The sequence below is a fragment of the Methanomicrobium sp. W14 genome (assembly GCF_017875315.1).
Lineage (GTDB): Archaea > Halobacteriota > Methanomicrobia > Methanomicrobiales > Methanomicrobiaceae > Methanomicrobium.
Window position 1 is genome coordinate 665764 of sequence record NZ_JAGGMM010000001.1, and the last position, 16617, is coordinate 682380.

General features: G+C 43.3%; 14 protein-coding genes. 6 read left to right on the plus strand and 8 right to left on the minus strand.

Annotated elements, in window-relative coordinates; all coding sequences use genetic code 11:
• Positions 1–5 precede the first annotated feature (5 nt).
• From J2128_RS03510 to J2128_RS03530, 5 genes are all read left to right on the plus strand, one after another.
• Entirely contained in the window at positions 6–851 is an 846-nt protein-coding gene (locus tag J2128_RS03510; protein ID WP_209689674.1) for a DUF63 family protein, read from the plus strand.
• Positions 844–1410 (plus strand): stage II sporulation protein M, encoded by a 567-nt coding sequence (locus tag J2128_RS03515; protein WP_209689676.1) that lies wholly within the window; start codon positions 844–846, stop codon positions 1408–1410. The genes J2128_RS03510 and J2128_RS03515 overlap by 8 nt, the downstream gene beginning before the upstream one ends.
• Positions 1411–1425: 15 nt before the next feature.
• The gene (gene proS, locus J2128_RS03520; protein WP_209689678.1) at positions 1426–2859 is read left to right on the plus strand and encodes a proline--tRNA ligase; all 1434 of its coding nucleotides are present in this window, start codon (positions 1426–1428) and stop codon (positions 2857–2859) included.
• 234 nt (positions 2860–3093) lie between these two features.
• Positions 3094–3699, plus strand: coding sequence for a sugar O-acetyltransferase (locus J2128_RS03525; protein WP_209689679.1), 606 nt, complete (start codon positions 3094–3096; stop codon positions 3697–3699).
• A gap of 202 nt (positions 3700–3901) precedes the next feature.
• Positions 3902–5683, plus strand: coding sequence for a thiamine pyrophosphate-dependent enzyme (locus J2128_RS03530; protein ID WP_209689681.1), 1782 nt, complete (start codon positions 3902–3904; stop codon positions 5681–5683).
• Positions 5684–5705: 22 nt separating this feature from the next.
• On the opposite strand, the gene J2128_RS03535 is transcribed toward J2128_RS03530, so the two are convergent.
• The 5 genes from J2128_RS03535 to J2128_RS03555 all read right to left on the minus strand — a co-directional run bounded on the left by J2128_RS03535 (position 5706) and on the right by J2128_RS03555 (position 10773).
• Positions 5706–7298 carry a hypothetical protein gene (locus J2128_RS03535; RefSeq protein WP_209689684.1) on the minus strand — a complete coding sequence of 531 codons (1593 nt, stop codon included), beginning with the start codon at positions 7296–7298 and terminating at the stop codon, positions 5706–5708.
• Positions 7295–8245 carry a VWA domain-containing protein gene (locus J2128_RS03540; protein WP_209689686.1) on the minus strand — a complete coding sequence of 317 codons (951 nt, stop codon included), beginning with the start codon at positions 8243–8245 and terminating at the stop codon, positions 7295–7297. Before J2128_RS03540 ends, J2128_RS03535 begins: the two co-directional genes overlap by 4 nt.
• A gap of 2 nt (positions 8246–8247) precedes the next feature.
• Positions 8248–9135 carry a DUF58 domain-containing protein gene (locus J2128_RS03545; RefSeq protein WP_209689688.1) on the minus strand — a complete coding sequence of 296 codons (888 nt, stop codon included), beginning with the start codon at positions 9133–9135 and terminating at the stop codon, positions 8248–8250.
• 15 nt (positions 9136–9150) lie between these two features.
• The gene (locus J2128_RS03550) at positions 9151–10137 is read right to left on the minus strand and encodes a MoxR family ATPase (protein WP_209689691.1); all 987 of its coding nucleotides are present in this window, start codon (positions 10135–10137) and stop codon (positions 9151–9153) included.
• 132 nt (positions 10138–10269) lie between these two features.
• On the minus strand, positions 10270–10773 hold the full coding sequence (locus J2128_RS03555) for a pyruvoyl-dependent arginine decarboxylase (protein ID WP_209689692.1): 504 nt from the start codon (positions 10771–10773) through the stop codon (positions 10270–10272).
• 301 nt (positions 10774–11074) lie between these two features.
• Here J2128_RS03555 and J2128_RS03560 point away from each other — a divergent pair, with 301 nt between their 5' ends.
• Positions 11075–12256, plus strand: coding sequence for a PLP-dependent aminotransferase family protein (locus J2128_RS03560; RefSeq protein ID WP_209689694.1), 1182 nt, complete (start codon positions 11075–11077; stop codon positions 12254–12256).
• Positions 12257–12260: 4 nt separating this feature from the next.
• On the opposite strand, the gene J2128_RS03565 is transcribed toward J2128_RS03560, so the two are convergent.
• The 3 genes from J2128_RS03565 to J2128_RS03575 all read right to left on the minus strand — a co-directional run bounded on the left by J2128_RS03565 (position 12261) and on the right by J2128_RS03575 (position 16578).
• Positions 12261–13250 carry a TIGR00341 family protein gene (locus tag J2128_RS03565; protein WP_209689696.1) on the minus strand — a complete coding sequence of 330 codons (990 nt, stop codon included), beginning with the start codon at positions 13248–13250 and terminating at the stop codon, positions 12261–12263.
• A 113-nt stretch (positions 13251–13363) separates the two neighbouring features.
• Positions 13364–14845, minus strand: coding sequence for an acetyl-CoA carboxylase biotin carboxylase subunit (locus tag J2128_RS03570; RefSeq protein ID WP_209689698.1), 1482 nt, complete (start codon positions 14843–14845; stop codon positions 13364–13366).
• On the minus strand, positions 14842–16578 hold the full coding sequence (locus tag J2128_RS03575; RefSeq protein ID WP_209689700.1) for a pyruvate/oxaloacetate carboxyltransferase: 1737 nt from the start codon (positions 16576–16578) through the stop codon (positions 14842–14844). The genes J2128_RS03570 and J2128_RS03575 overlap by 4 nt, the downstream gene beginning before the upstream one ends.
• Between the last annotated feature and the right edge of the window lie 39 nt (positions 16579–16617).

Here is a 16617-nt window from a genome sequence, read left to right on the forward strand (position 1 = left end):
AATAAATGATAGGGGATTTTATATACAAATATTACGTCGGTCCGATTATTAACGGAGGGGCGTATACAGTAGTCGATACACTCACCTATGCCGCAATTCTCATTATTGCCGTATATCTTGTATACAGGTGGCTTTTGAAAGCCAATATCTCAATAGATCACGAGTTTGTGCTTTCACTTATTCCCTATGTTGTTCTCGGCGGCCTTCTGAGAGTTGTTGAGGATACAGGAATAATACCATACCCCTGGTACGTGCTCCTTATAACGCCTCTGATTTATTTTGTAATATTTTTCTATGCGATATCCGCACTGGTAATCTCGCGGATTCTGGAAAGAAAAAAGATAATTGAACGATACAGCAGGGGATTTAGCATTGCGGGAATATTCGCATGCGTAGTATCCCTTATACCGCTTTTATACGTAGGGATAACGGAGACACAGATAAACCTTTTTGTAATGATGTCCATTCTTGGAATGGCATCCGTAACATCCCTTCTTGTATGGGGATTTATCAGGCATATCCTAAAATGGGAGTATGTATCAGACATTCTCTATAAACTACTGATATTCGGGCATATGCTTGATGCCAGCGCGACAAGTTTCGGAATAGACCTTCACGAACTACATTACGTCGAGCAACACGTTGTGGGTTCCGCGCTTATAAACTCTACCGGAACCGCATTTTCAATGTTCGCACTGAAACTTATTGTGATAATCCCCGGAATATATATCCTTGAAATGTACAGAAAAGAGGGAAGCCAGCCGTTATGGCACCTTATACTCTTTGCAATGATAATGGTCGGCATGGCCCCGGGTATACGTGATATGGTCAGGATGATTCTTTATGTTTAATAACAGGCTTTCACTTGCAATACTTCTTTCAGCGGCAATTTTTATTTTTTTCTGCTTTGTCGGCGCTTATTCGATTGCACAGGACGAAGAAACTGCTGAAAAGCTTATTTCTTCGATACAAAGCGAGATGTATGCATATGTTGCCGATGATAACTCCGCAGTGCTTTCACTGAAGCTTTTTTTAAATAACCTTGAGGCCTCGGTTTTATTGTTCATCGGCGGAGCGACGTTCGGAATAGTGACACTTTTTGTCCTGATGTCAAACGGCGTAATAATAGGGTTTGTCATAAGCTATGCATCAGGCAGGGAAGGTCTGCTTCCTATTGCCGCTTCAATAATCCCACACGGGATTATGGAGATACCTGCATTTCTTATTGCGGCAGGTCTCGGACTTATGCTCTCGGAATCCCTCTGGGCTGAACTTCACGGAAAAGGTGACAGTGCCTGCGATGCAAAAAAACTCGCAAAGAAATTTATAACTATCGTAATTCCCCTTCTTGCGCTTGCAGCAGTTACAGAGGCATTTATTACGCCCCAAATCATAGATCTAGTACTTTAAGGAGTCTAAAAATCAATGGCAGAAGACAGCGGAGCACTCCCGTCAAAAAGCAACTTCAGTGAATGGTACAATGAGATACTCTGGCGTGCGGAGATTATGGACGTACGCTACCCGGTAAAAGGACTTTACGTCTGGTTTCCCTTCGGCTTTTCCCTGAGGCGCTCAACTTATACAATACTTCGTGAACTAATGGACAGGGACCACGAGGAGACCCTGTTCCCACTCCTGATTCCTGAAAACGAATTCATGAAAGAGGCTGAACATATAAAAGGGTTTGAAGAGGAGGTCTACTGGGTTACACACGGGGGGTCAACAGAGCTTGACGTCAAACTGGCCTTAAGGCCTACAAGCGAGACCGCCATTTACCCTATGTACGCATTATGGGTGCGTTCCCATGCAGATCTGCCTTTAAAGCTCTACCAGATTGTCAACACCTTCCGCTATGAAACAAAGCACACACGTCCCCTGATAAGACTGCGTGAAATTACGTCCTTTAAGGAAGCCCACACCGTTCATGCCACATGGGATGAGGCAAAAGAGCAGGTTGAAGAGGCTATTAGGCTTTACAGGGAGTTTTACAGCAGAATCTGTGTCCCGGTAATATTCTCAAAACGCCCCGAATGGGACAAATTTCCCGGCGCAGACTATACCATGGCAGCCGATGCCATAATGCCTGACGGAAAAACACTTCAGGTAGGAACTGTTCACCACCTGGGAAACAACTTCTCAAAGACTTTTGACCTGAAATATGAGGACGAAAACGGCGAGCAGAGACTTGCATACCAGACATGCTATGGCATATCGGAAAGATGCATTGCAGCTCTCATCAGTATCCACGGCGACGACAAAGGCCTTGTTCTTCCGCCTGAAATTGCTCCGGTTCAGGTTGTAATTGTGCCGATTCTTACAAAGAAAAACACCGGTGAAATAACAGAAGCCGTGAAAAAACTTGAATCAGATATAAAGACCGCAGGTCTGCGGGTAAAAACTGATTTCAGGGCGCTTCGCCCCGGGGCGAAATATTATCACTGGGAGATGAGAGGTGTTCCGTTAAGAGTCGAAATAGGCCCGAGAGATCTCGAAAAAGGTGTTATTACTGCCGTAAACCGCTACGGCCGGAAAGTGCAGATTGATATCAGTGATGCAGTCACAGGTATCAGGGAGCAGCTTGAGACATTCAGGCAGGAAATGACAAAAAACGCCTCTGAAAAAATCAAAACCCAGATAAAGCCCGTTTCTTCGCTTGAAGAAGCAAAGGAAGCTGTTTCAAAAGGAGTAGCCGTTGTCCACTGGTGCGGATGCAGGGACTGTGCTGATGCAATCGAAAAAGAGATGGATGTAAGCGTCCTCGGAAGTGAAATAAGGTCCGAGTTCATTGAAGAGAAAGACGGGAAATGCATAATCTGCGGAAAGCCCGCAAAACCTGCTCTTGTAGCAAGGACTTACTGAAATAATAAAACAATAAAACAAAAAAACTATTTCTCCCTGAAATCTTTTTTTGCAGATTCCTGAATTCCCCGGAAAAATATTATAATTTCTCAGTATACAACCCAAAAAACCGCACCTTCAGGGTCAGTCCGTATATGCTTAAATCCGCGATTCCGGACATCCACTTTAAACTATATTTATCGGGAAACTACGCTGATATTATAACATAAAAAGGATAAAGAAGCAAAAATGAAAATGAGCGAAGAAGAAAGAATTTATGCAGGAAAACTTTTTGATGCACGTTCACAGGAGCTGCGTGACATAAAACACAAAGCCCATGAACTGTGCCGGAAATTCAACTCCCTTGATGAGTATGATGAAAAACGCCTTCCGATTATTAAGGAATTTATCGGCTCGATAGGTGAAAAATACTATTTTCAGGGGCCTGTACAGTTCAATTACGGCTGCCACACGTACATCGGTGAAAATTTCTTTGCTAATTTCAACACCGTGATTATGGACGACGGAAAAGTTTTCATTGGGGACAACGTTATGTTCGGACCCAACGTTTCACTGATGGCAACAACACACCCGCTGCTCTCCAAAGAAAGGACTGCCATGAAATACGAAGACGGACACGTCTCAATGTCGGAATATGCAGGTGAAATACATATAGGAAACAATGTATGGATTGCGTGCAATGTAGTCATCTGCGGGGGAGTGCATATAGGAGACAACTCGGTAATCGGAGCCGGAAGCGTCGTAACAAAAGACATCCCAAAAAATCATCTTGCATTCGGAGTCCCGTGCAGACCGGTCCGCCCGATAACGGAAAAAGATTCTAAAATGAACCTGCTGTAAAATATAAACTGGCTGTATACTTCCCGGAAAAGCACAATTTATTTAATTATATTTATTTTTTTAAGCAGTCACTTTTTCGAATACTAATTTTATTATCAGAGTGACATGATTAAAACGTAAGAAATATCTCCAATAAATATTTATTTTCACTTCCCTGAAAGGTAACTATCAGCCATACGAAACTCTATGAAGGTAATCACAAATGCAAAAATGGAGATGCAGAGTCTGCGGGTATATCTACGATGAAGAAAATGGAGAGCCTGCAACAGGAACAAAACCAGGTACACCATTCAGAGACCTTCCAAAAGACTGGAAATGCCCCATATGCGGAGCTGACAAAAATTCATTCAGTGTCGCGGACCCTGAAATGGAAAAAGAAAAAAGCGGCGGTAAAACAGTATCCGATCTTATCATATCAGAACTCCTGGACTGGGGAGTAAACGTTGTCTTCGGGCTTCCCGGAACATCCTCTCTGGGTCTTGTCGAGGCAATCAGAAAAAACAGTAAGATGCAATATATTGTCGTAAGACATGAGGAGAACGCAGCTATGGCGGCTTCGGCATACAACAAATATACAGGCAAAATCGCAGCATGCCTTACAATCGCGGGACCGGGAGCAACAAACCTTGCAACAGGACTTTATGACGCAAAAGAAGACCATGCATCAGTTATATCAATCAACGGTCAGGTGAAGTTTCAGTATACAGGCCCGGGAGGCATACAGGAGATAGACCTGGACGCATTTTTCAGACCGATAACGGTCTATAACAACACGATTTATGACAGCCACACGGCGCTTCTTATTCTTACAAAAGCCCTGAAATCCGCCATAATAAAAAAAGGAGTCGCACAGGTCTCGATACCTAACAATATACAGAAAGAATACATCGGGGAAGAACTATGCTGCCGTGAAAACTGCATAAAAGACTTCAGAATAATACCTGGTACTGAAGAACTGGAAAAAGCGGCGTCTCTTATAAACAATTCAAAAAACCCTGTTATTATAGCAGGTTTCGGATGCAGAAATTCAGGTGACAAGGTAATTGAACTTGCAAAAAAAAACGGTTCTCCTATTGTTACGACATTCAGGGCAAAGGGAATAATCCCGGAATACGAAAAGCTAAACCTGGGAATCTTAGGCTCTGTAGGAACACCGCATGCAAGGGAATTTGTAAACGGTTCCGACCTTCTTATTGCAGCAGGAGCCGGATTTTCCCAGTTCACGAACATTCCTGTTGACAAAAAAATAGTCCAGATAGACCTTGACCCGATGAAACTTGAGAAAAGTACTCAGGGAATATCCCTGTGGGGCAACTGCGACCTTGTATTACCCTTGCTGACAGAGAAAGTCAAAAGTAGAAAATACTCTGAAAAACTTGAAAAAATTTGTAATTTAAAGAAAAAATGGTATGAAAAACTTGAAATGGAGGCTGATGATACAATGACACCCATAAGGCCCCCTTATATTATGAAGATACTTTCGGAAACAATACCGGAAGATGCCCTAATAGCTCTTGATGTCGGTGAAAACCAGTGGTGGTTCGGCAGAAACTTCAGGATGAAGAATCAGCTCTTCGCGATGTCGGGTTATCTCGGAACCATGGGATTCGGGTTTCCCGCCGCGATTGCCGGAAAGATTGCATATCCTGAAAAGGACGTATTCTGCATAACAGGTGACGGGGGATTTGCAATGGCAATGGCCGACTTTGTGACTGCCGTAAAATACAATCTTCCTGTAATTGTGGTGATTCTTTCAAACAGACAGTTTGGCATGATACAGGTTGAACAGATGATGGAAAAATACCCAAATTACTCCACAGAACTTCTTAATCCGGATTTTTCTGCATATGCAAAATCATGCGGAGGCGACGGGATAAGAGTTGAAAAACCAAAAGACCTCGGGCCTGCACTAATCAAGGCCATAAAATCCAAAAAACCTTTCATAGTTGATATCGACACAGACCCAAGAAGGTTTACAACTTAAATAAACCAAAAAATAAAATAATTTATTCTGAGATAATCCTTTTTATCTCATCTATTATCTCATAAAATGCCGTTTCATCCGGTTTTCCCTTTGCAAATTCCACATCCGAACATTTTAAAAGTATCTCACGGATTTCGTTTTTGTTAACGTGCCCGGAAGGAAGAACCTTTATTATCTCCTCGTTGGTCTTTTCGGTTTTATCCCCGTATTTATACGTAAGATAGAGCCTCAAAGCCTGACCGGTCCTCGAATAAGCCTGTATATACTCTTCTTTTTCGAACAGTGATACTGCCTTTTCAAGAAGGGACATGGCCTCTTTGTACGGGTCTATAATTCTAGGCGGAACGAAAGGCTCTTTTATGGCATCAGGTTTTTTTATGAGATATTTCTTCAGGTATTTCCTGTATACTGCATATATGATTATAATCCCTGAAACAACTATAACCAGAAGCAGCAGCAGTCCGGGGACTGAATTTTCATCTTTACTTATCGTATATCCAAACGATTCAAGACTTGAATTAGGGAAAAATGTCGCATTGAGATAAGCTCCTTTGCCTTTCTCATCGGAATACCATACCTGAAGATACGACCCGTTGTAGGTCGCATTTATCTGCGTTCCAAAAGAACTGTAATTACCTTTCTCCAGAAGGCCCGCAAATTTTTTGTAGGTCTCATTTTCCGTAAGGCTGTCAGGAAGGGTAGTGGACATGTTTGTTGTCTGAAGTATATACGAGACATTTCCCGAATCAACATAGCCGTCTACCGACACATTCCCGGAATCTGAACCAGTACTGTAGAGTTTTCCGAAAGAACCGGTATCTTCGGAGGACGGAGATACCGAAAGTTCACCCGGTGTAAATCCCTGACCGGTCAGGCTCTGGTTCACGGACATATAAAGAGTGTTATTCTCGATTATAGCTGCAAGAGAACTCTTCTGCCGGTTTTTCTCGGCACTCTTCTCCTCCATCTGTTTTTTCAGCGCCGATGTATCCTGTGACATCTGGTTGTTCTGTAGTGCCTGCTTCGAAGACTGTCCCTGACTTGGATATAATGACGAAGAATAGCCGGAATCAGAACTTCCCTGCGACATCATACTCTGAATTATCTGCTGCATCTGGGAGGATGTGCCGGAATTAGAAGAGGAAGAAGACGCCTTTGATTCTGTGCTTGTCTGCGAATTTCCTGAACCACTGCTGCCGTTTTGTCCGTTGTCAGAAACAAAATGTATGTATATCGGGTTTAATGAAGCAACGTAACTGTCAGACTCTGTATACTTAAACGACAGTGTCACCTCTATTGTTTTCTGGCTGTCAGAAGTCCCGGCACTTATAGTGAAGCTGCTGTTTCCTTTTGGTATCACAATGTTCTGTGAATCAGAGCTGGACGAAGAGTATGAAAATCCCTGTGACCGGGTGGTCTCAGATGTCGTATAGGACAAAATTCCAGAGACATTGTGGCCTAAACTGTTATCGGTAAATACAGGGACATAAGCCTCGTCACCTGTTTCGAAGTAATAATCAGTATGCTCTGTCTCAAGGCTTATTCCCGCAGCCGAGACCGGAACGGCAATGAAAAGAAGAAAAATAAGAAAGAGCATCAGATAAGAGCCTTTCACTGTATAATCCTCCTTGCACCGTACCTGAAGTAGATCTCAGCGAACATGGATATGATGGACAGGACGATGAATACCCAGCCTATCGATGTCTCTTCCTTTTCCCTCTTAATCTCGGAATTCAGGTTTGAATAAATATCAGAGAGGGTCTGACCGTTAACGGAGCGGAAGTACTTGCCTCCCGTGTTCTCTGCAATCTCCTTTAAAGTGTCCTCGTCAAGCTGTGCATACTGCGGATTTCCAAACCAGTCATAACCAAGGACGACAGGTTCGGTTGAACCCATACCTACAGTGAACACCTGGATACCACTGTCTTCTGCAAACTGTTCAGCCTCTTCAGGTGAGATTACTCCGGCGTTTGAGACACCATCGGAAAGAAGCACGACGACTTTCTTTCTGTTTGGAATGGAATCCGCCATATCAATACCAAGGGAAAGACCGTCACCAAGAGCGGTCTGACCGTTTTTAGCCTCGATGTTTTCCAGTTTTCCTATAACGCCGTCTTTGTCGGGAGAAAGGTACGCAGCGGTTGTAGCGCCTGACTCAAACACTACTATACCACAGTAGTCTTTCGGGTCCAGACTGTTGATCAACTGCTTGGCGGCACTTTTTGCGGCTTCAAGTCTTGTAGGCTGATAATCGGTAGCCTGCATACTCCCTGAGTCATCAATGACAAGGACCACATTGACACCCTCTTTCGTCTGCTCAAGAGGAATATGCGGGTCTGCCAGACCTACAAACAGAAGACCCAGAGCAAGGAGCGCCAGTATAAATAAATTCATGGGTCTTTTCGACTTTTTTGAGTCTCCTAGTGCGGTTTTAAGTATTGCGACCCTTGAAAAGGCCATTGCTGACTGTTTCCTTTTCTTTAATGAATACTGGTAGTAATACCACAAGACCGGAAGAGTCAGAAGCCCCAGAAGCCACAGAGGATGATAAAATCCTGCCATAATCAGAAACCACCTCCCTTTATTTTACCGTTAAAAAAAATATTCAGCGGTTTTACAAAAGATTCCGTGTTGTCTATGCTTATTACTCCGGCCCTTCCTTTTCTTAACTTTGAGACTACGGATTCGTCCGCCTGTCTGCACAGTCTGGTATAATTCTCCCTAAGCTGTGCATCCGAAGTATCGATTAAGATCTGCTCTCCGGTCTCAGGGTCTTCAAACTCAACTAGTCCCACGTCTAAAAGCTCAGTCTCCCTGATGTCTGAAATTTTCACGGCAATTACCTCGTGATGCCGGCTCTTCAGAATCTTAAGGGATTTCTCGAAATCAGGGGACATGAAATCTGAGATTACTACAAATGACGACCTTTTGCTCACTCTTCTGGAAAGATATTCAAATGCGGCTGAAACATCTGTGCCGGTATCTGCCGGCTTATGAACAATCATCTCATTTATAAGCGAAATCACATGGGTCCTTCCTTTTTTTGCCGGAACAAACCTTTCGACTTTGTCCGTGAATATGCACAGGCCTATCCTGTCATTACTCCTTACGGCGGCAAACATAAGTGAGGCTGCAATCTCAAGCATTTTCTCAAATTTTGAATTATCGGAACCGAAAAATCCCGAACCCGAATAGTCCAGAACAAAATAAAATGTCTGATCCCTCTCTTCTATAAACTCCCTGACAAACGGACGGTTCTGGCGGGCGGTAACATTCCAGTCTATAGCGCGTACATCATCACCTGGAACATACTCACGGATATCCGTAAATTCAATGCCATGTCCCTTAAAGACCGATATGTAGTAGCCGCTCTGAAGACCTTCCACGAGTGCACGGGTAGAGATGTCAACACGGCCGATCTTTTTGATGAGGTCTTTTTTATCCTGTAGCAAGTCCACCACCACGGTTCAGGGAATTTCAACGGAGTGAAGAACACTGTCTATTATCGTATCTGTCGAAACTTCATCGGCTTCAGCCTCGTATGTCCTGATAATTCTGTGCCTTAAGACATCATGGGCGACCTGCTTTATATCGTCAGGGACAACGTAACCCCTCCCCGAAAGAAGAGCATAACCCTTGGCGCCCAGAATAAGATATATTGAAGCACGCGGGGATGCTCCGTAAGAGATGTATCTTCCTGCTTCTATTCCGTATTTTTCAGGATTTCTTGTTGCATCCACAATACGTGCGGCATAATTTTTCACTTCACTTTCCGCATATACTGATTTTATAAAGGACTGAATTTCAAGAATTTTTTCAGAAGATATGACCACGGACGGGCTCATATCTGCCTGATCTGTAAACCGGTCCAGAATTTTTACTTCATCCTCTATTGACGGGTAAGTCATCATTACCTTAAACATGAACCTGTCAGTCTGGGCTTCGGGAAGAGGATATGTGCCCTCGGACTCTATCGGGTTTTCCGTTGCAAGAATGAAAAAAGGTTTATCAAGCTGATACGTATCTCCCTGGATAGTCACCTGCTTCTCCTGCATAGCTTCAAGAAGTGCGGACTGAACTTTGGGCGGAGCCCTGTTAATTTCATCCGCAAGAACGAAACTGTTGAAAATCGGCCCTTTTAACGTCGTAAATACAGAGTCATTGTGGTTGTAGATTTTCGTTCCTGTAATGTCCGCCGGAAGAAGGTCAGGTGTAAACTGAATTCTTGAAAATGTACACCCCACGCATTCCGACAGAGTTTTTATCAAAAGAGTTTTGGCAATACCGGGCACACCTTCAAGAAGAACATTTCCTTCTGCGCAGATTGCAACAAGAAGACGCTTTACAACGTCGTCCTGACCGACAATAACTTTCTGGACCTCGTTTTTAACATTATCAAGATCATGAGAATATTCCTTTGCCTTACCGTTCAAAAACTCGATATCGTTATCCATTTAAAATTCTCCTTTTTCAAATTAATTTATAGTACAACAGCTCTTCATTTTTTCAAACTATGAAATATAAATGATTTGGATAAATAAAGTTAAAGAATATAACCAAAAGAAAAAAGTAAAAAAATTACAGATTTATAGTATAAACACTGCGGCCGCTATTGCAGTGGTCCATTCCCCGTTATCCGGGACGACAGCAGATTCGGTAACGTTCATCGTTTTCTGGGGGGTCTTGTCCGATATGCTCGTATACATATTATAGGCGATATCCTCGGAGTATTTCCCGGCCTGCTCTTTCGTCTCGAAAAAAGTGTGATATTCAGCAAAATAACCCCATTCCACCTCAGGGTTCTTGGGAATTGCCATTCCGACGGAAGCCGTAACTCTCTTTCCTATCTCGTTCGAAGATATTCTTGACATTACCGTAAATACTATGCTTCCCGGAAAAAGTTCCTTTAAACCGTCATGTTTTGATATTATCTGACATTTAGGAGGAAGAATAGAACTTACTTCAACCAGATTATAACATTCGATAGAGGCTTTTCTAAGAGCCATTTCAAAGGATGTCAGTCTGTCCTGATGAGAGCCTGATCCGGATGTAAAAAAAACCTTTCTTGGTACAAAATTACCTGCTGCCAATATTCTCACCTAAATTTATGACTTTTATTTCACTTCAGTATTCTTAAAACTATATGAATTGCAAAAAGTGAAAGGAAAAATATAATCATTATTTTAAATGCTTTGACCTTTTTTGAGTAATATTTATATCAAACAATATATGTCCCGAAATAAACATACGGGATATCAAAAATTTTACAGGCAGTACAAATCCCCGTGTCACGAGTAAAAGAATCTCCAGAAAAATCAGAAGAAATAAATACCGCGTGGATAACTCAAAGAAGAATTATTTAAGATTTATAAATCAAACATTAAAGTTACAATGAAATATGGTTTTTCAGCAAGAATACAGAAGACACCAAAATCATTTATAAGGGAAATCCTGAAGGTGACACAAAAGCCAGAGGTTATATCCTTTGCAGGGGGGCTGCCAAATCCTTCACTTATAGATACGGAAAAAATTCTTGAAGCCGCTGAGGAGGTAATCTCAAAAGACGGCAGGAACGCTCTGCAGTATTCAACAACAGAAGGCTACCTGCCGCTACGGAAATACATAGCAGAACGATACAGCAAAAGGTACGGCATTAAAGCTGACCCTGACGAAATTCTTATTACAAACGGGTCGCAGCAATGCCTTGACCTCATAGGCAAAATTTTTATTGACAAAAATGACGGAGTAGTAATCGAAAGGCCAGGATACCTTGGCGCTATACAGGCGTTTTCAATATTTGAACCAGAATTTTTCCCTGTAAATCTTTCAGGCGAGGGCCCTGATACAGAAGAGCTTGAAAGAATAGTCAGCTATGAAAATCCTAAATTATTCTATGGAATACCCAACTCACAAAACCCGTCGGGAATAACCTATTCCAAAGAGAAGAGAAAAGAAATTAGTGATATCCTTTCAGGCACCGACACAGTCTTTGTAGAGGACGACGCCTACGGGGAACTGAATTTTTCCGGCAAAACACTGCCCCCGGTGAAAAAATATCTTCCGGAACTCGACATAATGACAGGATCGTTTTCAAAGATCGTATCTCCGGGAATGAGAATGGGCTGGATATACGCACCTGAAGAAATTTTAGATAAAATTTCAACCGCAAAACAGGCGTCTGACCTGCATTCCAACTACCTCTGCCAGAGAATAATTGCAGAGTACCTCCTGTCAAACAACATCGATGATAATATCAAAAGAATAAGGGAAGAATACAAAAAAAGGTGCACTTATATGATTGACCTGATGAATGAGAAGTTTCCCGAAAGTGTGTCGCACACAAATCCTGAAGGCGGGATGTTCATATGGCTGACTCTTCCGAAAGGGTACTCATCGATGACTCTTTTTGATAAAGCAATGGAGAAAAATGTCGCAATTCTTCCCGGAACCCCTTTTTACTGCGACGGGGGAGGAGATAACACAGCAAGAATCAATTTTTCAAACTCAGATGAAAAAGATATTGAAAAAGGCATTGAAGTCCTTTCGAAAATATTTTCCGAATGGAAAATTTAATTTTTTAGAAAATATATGACATAACGCTTAAAAAAACAATCATTACGAAAATCATAACCGAGGTTCTCTGAATAAATTTTTTTGCAACTTTTGTCTCCCCGGAATTTCTGGGAGCTATACCTAAAAGCAGGGTTGAAATGAGCGCTCCTGCCATAAGTCCTATGACATTGTCCATAACAAGAAGGGCAGAACCAACAAAATCGGCAGGAAGCATCACAACAGAAATTCCTGCAACGACTGTAGGAGGAAGAAGTGCTGCTGCCACGGCAACACCTGCTATAAACTCGGCAGAACCTCTCGTAAGAGCTATTATCGAAGCCATTCCCAGAAGTATCGCCATAACGATATATATGGGGCTTGAAGAAGTCCTTGAGATGATTTCGGATGTTATTGCAAGAGACACTGACGTTGAAGGAATAAACAATATCAGATAATTCAGAAGATATGTTGCTATTGCAGACACCATGAAAACCGATCCAAGAAGAATCGCAAGGACTCTTATGCTTCTTAAGGCGTCATTCGCTCTCCCTAAAGCGGCATAAATGGTAAAGGAATGTATCGGGCCGAGGATTGGTGATAAAAGCATAGCCCCGATGATAATTGCAACATTATTTAAAAACAGCCCTATAAGGGCAATAAGACCTGCAATTGCCGTAAGAGAAATGCTCCAGTAGTCTATTCTCACATAATCCCTTGCACTGTCAAGGAGCTGTTCGACAGGCGTTTTCTCAGAAGTTTTAACGCTTTTTTCAGCCCTGTTAAGAGAAGATGATATAACGAAATCAGGAGATGACACCTCAATAAGAGTATCCCTGTACCTCATATCAAGAGTCTCTCTGAGTGCATCGATTGTACTGTTTACCGATGCATCCGGAACAAAAAGCGTTATCTGGACAAAATCTTTCTCGTTGATATCTATATGATAACATTTTTCCAGAAGAAGTTTCAGATTGTTATAATCCTCATGCCTTGCATGGATGAGAATTTTCTTCATTAATATTAATTGACATAACAATATTTGAGATTTGTCAACTAAAAAAAGATGACCGGAATTCCTGGCAGGCCGGCACTCCGTATATTTTATATAAGATCTCTCTGCAAGATGACTTACGAATCCGGGCTTCCGGAGTGCAGGTATACATTTACAGCAGCGGTTATCGCAGCCGCCTGCTTCCCGTGTCTCAAAGACGCTGCAAGAGTCTGCATTCTTGCCTCATCGTCCCTGAGGAAACGCGCCAGGTTCTTTTTTATGTGCTCTTCCTTCAGGAAATGCGTATGGGTATTCCCGGCTATAAATTCCTTGTTGTTCATAATAGCGTGATGCAGGGGCAGGGTTGTCCTTACGCCGATTATGACATATTCATAAATAGCGCGCCTCATCCTCTCGATGCACTCCTGCCTGTCAGCACCCCATGAACACAGTTTTGAGATCATCGAGTCATACATTGGAGGAATCGAATATCCCATGTGAATACCTGAATCAACCCTTATCCCCGGCCCTCCGGGAGACCTGTACCTTAAAATTTTACCAGGGTCAGCGGTGAAATTGTTAAGCGGGTCCTCGGCATTTATCCTGCACTCCATAGCATGACCATGGACAGAAATATCATCCTGCGAAAGTGTCAGGTCTTCACCTGCCGCCACTTTTATTTGCTGACGGACGATATCAATTCCCGTTATCATCTCGGTCACTGTGTGCTCTACCTGAAGCCTGGTGTTCATCTCCATAAAGTAGTAATTTCCATTTGAATAGAGAAATTCGACAGTGCCGGCGTTGTAGTAGTTAGAGACTTCAGCTACCTTAAGGGCCGATTCCGACATCCTCTCTCTCAGTTCGTCGGTCATAATCGGGCACGGGGCCTCTTCGACAAGTTTCTGGTGTCTTCTCTGGATTGAACACTCCCTGTCATAAAGATGCAACCTGTTTCCGCTCTTGTCACAGAGCACCTGAAACTCGATATGTCTCGGTTTTACAAGATATTTCTCGATGAAAACCGTTGAATCACCAAATGCAGACTGTGCAATTCTCATACCTTTTTCAATTGCTTCCTCAAGGGCCTCTTCGGTCTCAACAATCTGCATTCCTATACCCCCTCCTCCGGCACTGGCCTTGACGATTACAGGATATCCTATATTTTCCGCGACTTTTTTTGCCTCGTCAATGGAAGTTACCCCGTCATGCGTATAGGGAAGCACCGGGACACCGGCCTTCTCCATCATATGCTTTGAACCGAGTTTGGAGCCCATTGCGGCAATTGACTTCCATGAAGGTCCGATAAATGTTATACTTTCTTCCTCGCATAATTTTGCAAAATCCGCATTTTCAGCAAGGAAACCATAACCAGGATGTATAGCGTCTGCTCCTGCCTGGAGAGCCGTTTTAACGATTTTTTCCTTGTTAAGGTAACTCTTTGAAGGATGAGCTTCTCCGACAGAATATGCTTCGTCAGCATACTTCACATGAAGGGAATTCTTGTCAGGTTCCGAGTATATGGCAACGGTTTCGATTCCAAGCTCCCTGCATGCACGCATTATCCGTATTGCTATCTCGCCGCGGTTTGCAACAAGTATTTTATCGAAGTACTTCATTCAATCACCAGCAAAACGTCGCCGTTTTGCACAGTATCTCCGGCGTCCACAAAAATCTGGGTCACTTTGCCGTCCTTTACGGACTTTATCGGATTTTCCATCTTCATCGCCTCAAGCACAACAAGAGTGTCTCCGGATTTTACCTGTGCGCCGACATTTGTCTCCACTTTCAGCACCATTCCCTGCATATTGCTTTTGACCCCGCCTTTGATATCACGCGGAATTCTCTTTGCTCCAATCGAGTCCACGGACTTGACAGCACTGCCTTCCACAGAGAGAATACGAACACCGAAGACCTCTCCGTCAACCTCAACCTCCATGCAGCTCGGAACCTCTGAGGCAGGTGCAGCGTACTTTGAGGCCGGCTGGGGAATCGGTTCTGCCTTTCTTTCCCCTTTCAAAAAGGACGGTGCTATAGCAGGATAAAGGATGTATGTCAGGACATCCTCATCTTTCTTTACAATCCCTTTTTCCTGCGCCTCTTCTGCCATCTTACAGTATAAAGGCTCCAGAAGGTCGCCCGGGCGTCCGGTATACGGCTTCTGGTCCCCGATAATCTTTTTTACTATCTCCTCAGATATTCTGCCGGGCGGCCTGCCATAAAGACCTCTCACATAATCCTTGACTTCCTGCGTTACGTTTGAGTATCTTTCCCCGTTCATAAGTACATTTAAAACCGCCTGTGTACCAACAATCTGGCTTGTAGGCGTTACAAGGGGAGGATAACCGAGGTCTTTTCTGACAAGTGGTATCTCCTGGTGAACAGCTTCCAGTTTGTCCAGTGCATTCTGCTCCTTCAACTGCGAGACAAGGTTTGAAATCATTCCTCCAGGGAGCTGATAGACTAAAACGTCACTGTCAACACGCTCTGATATCGGATCTATCAGACCTGCATATTTATCCCTCATTGAAAGACACTTGTTTTTGATTTCCCTTAATTCAACAAGGTCTATGCCCGTATCCCTTTCAGTCCCCTTAAGGCTTGCAACCACACTTTCCGTAGGAGGCTGGGAAGTTCCGAGAGCGAAAGGAGACATTGCCGTATCAAGAATATCCACGCCAGCCTCAATCGCCGCCTGATAACTCATGGAAGCTATCCCGCTTGTGGAGTGGGAATGAAGACCTACCGGGATGTCAATTCTTTCTTTTATTCCGGCAATCAGTTCTCCGGCTGCCTTTGGCATTATAAGACCCGCCATATCCTTTATACAAATCGAATCGCTGCCATTTGAATACAGATCCTCGGCAAGCTCAATAAACTTCTTTGTGGAGTGCACGGGGCTTGTAGTATAGCTTATTGTCCCCTGGAGATGGGCACCTATGTCCTTTACAGACTCCATTGATTTCTGCATGTTCCTTATGTCATTTAAGGCGTCGAAAACACGGAAAATATCCACACCGTTTCTCCCGGCAGCTTCAATGAACTTTTCGACAACATCATCAGGGTAGTGTTTGTAACCGACCAGATTCTGACCTCTCAGAAGCATCTGTACAGGAGTATTCTTAAGAACCGACTTTAAATCACGAAGTCTCTGCCACGGATCATCATTCAGATACCGTATGCAGCTGTCAAAAGTGGCGCCACCCCAGGCCTCTACGGAAAAAAAACCTGCTTTATCAATTTCACGGGCGACAGGGATCATGTCCTCAGTCCTCAGGCGGGTTGCAATCAAGGACTGGTGTGCATCCCTTAGGGTAGTATCTGTTATTTTCAAAGGATTGATCACACTCATAAATTACCTCCGAAAGGGCGGTCTAAATATTGCGATAAT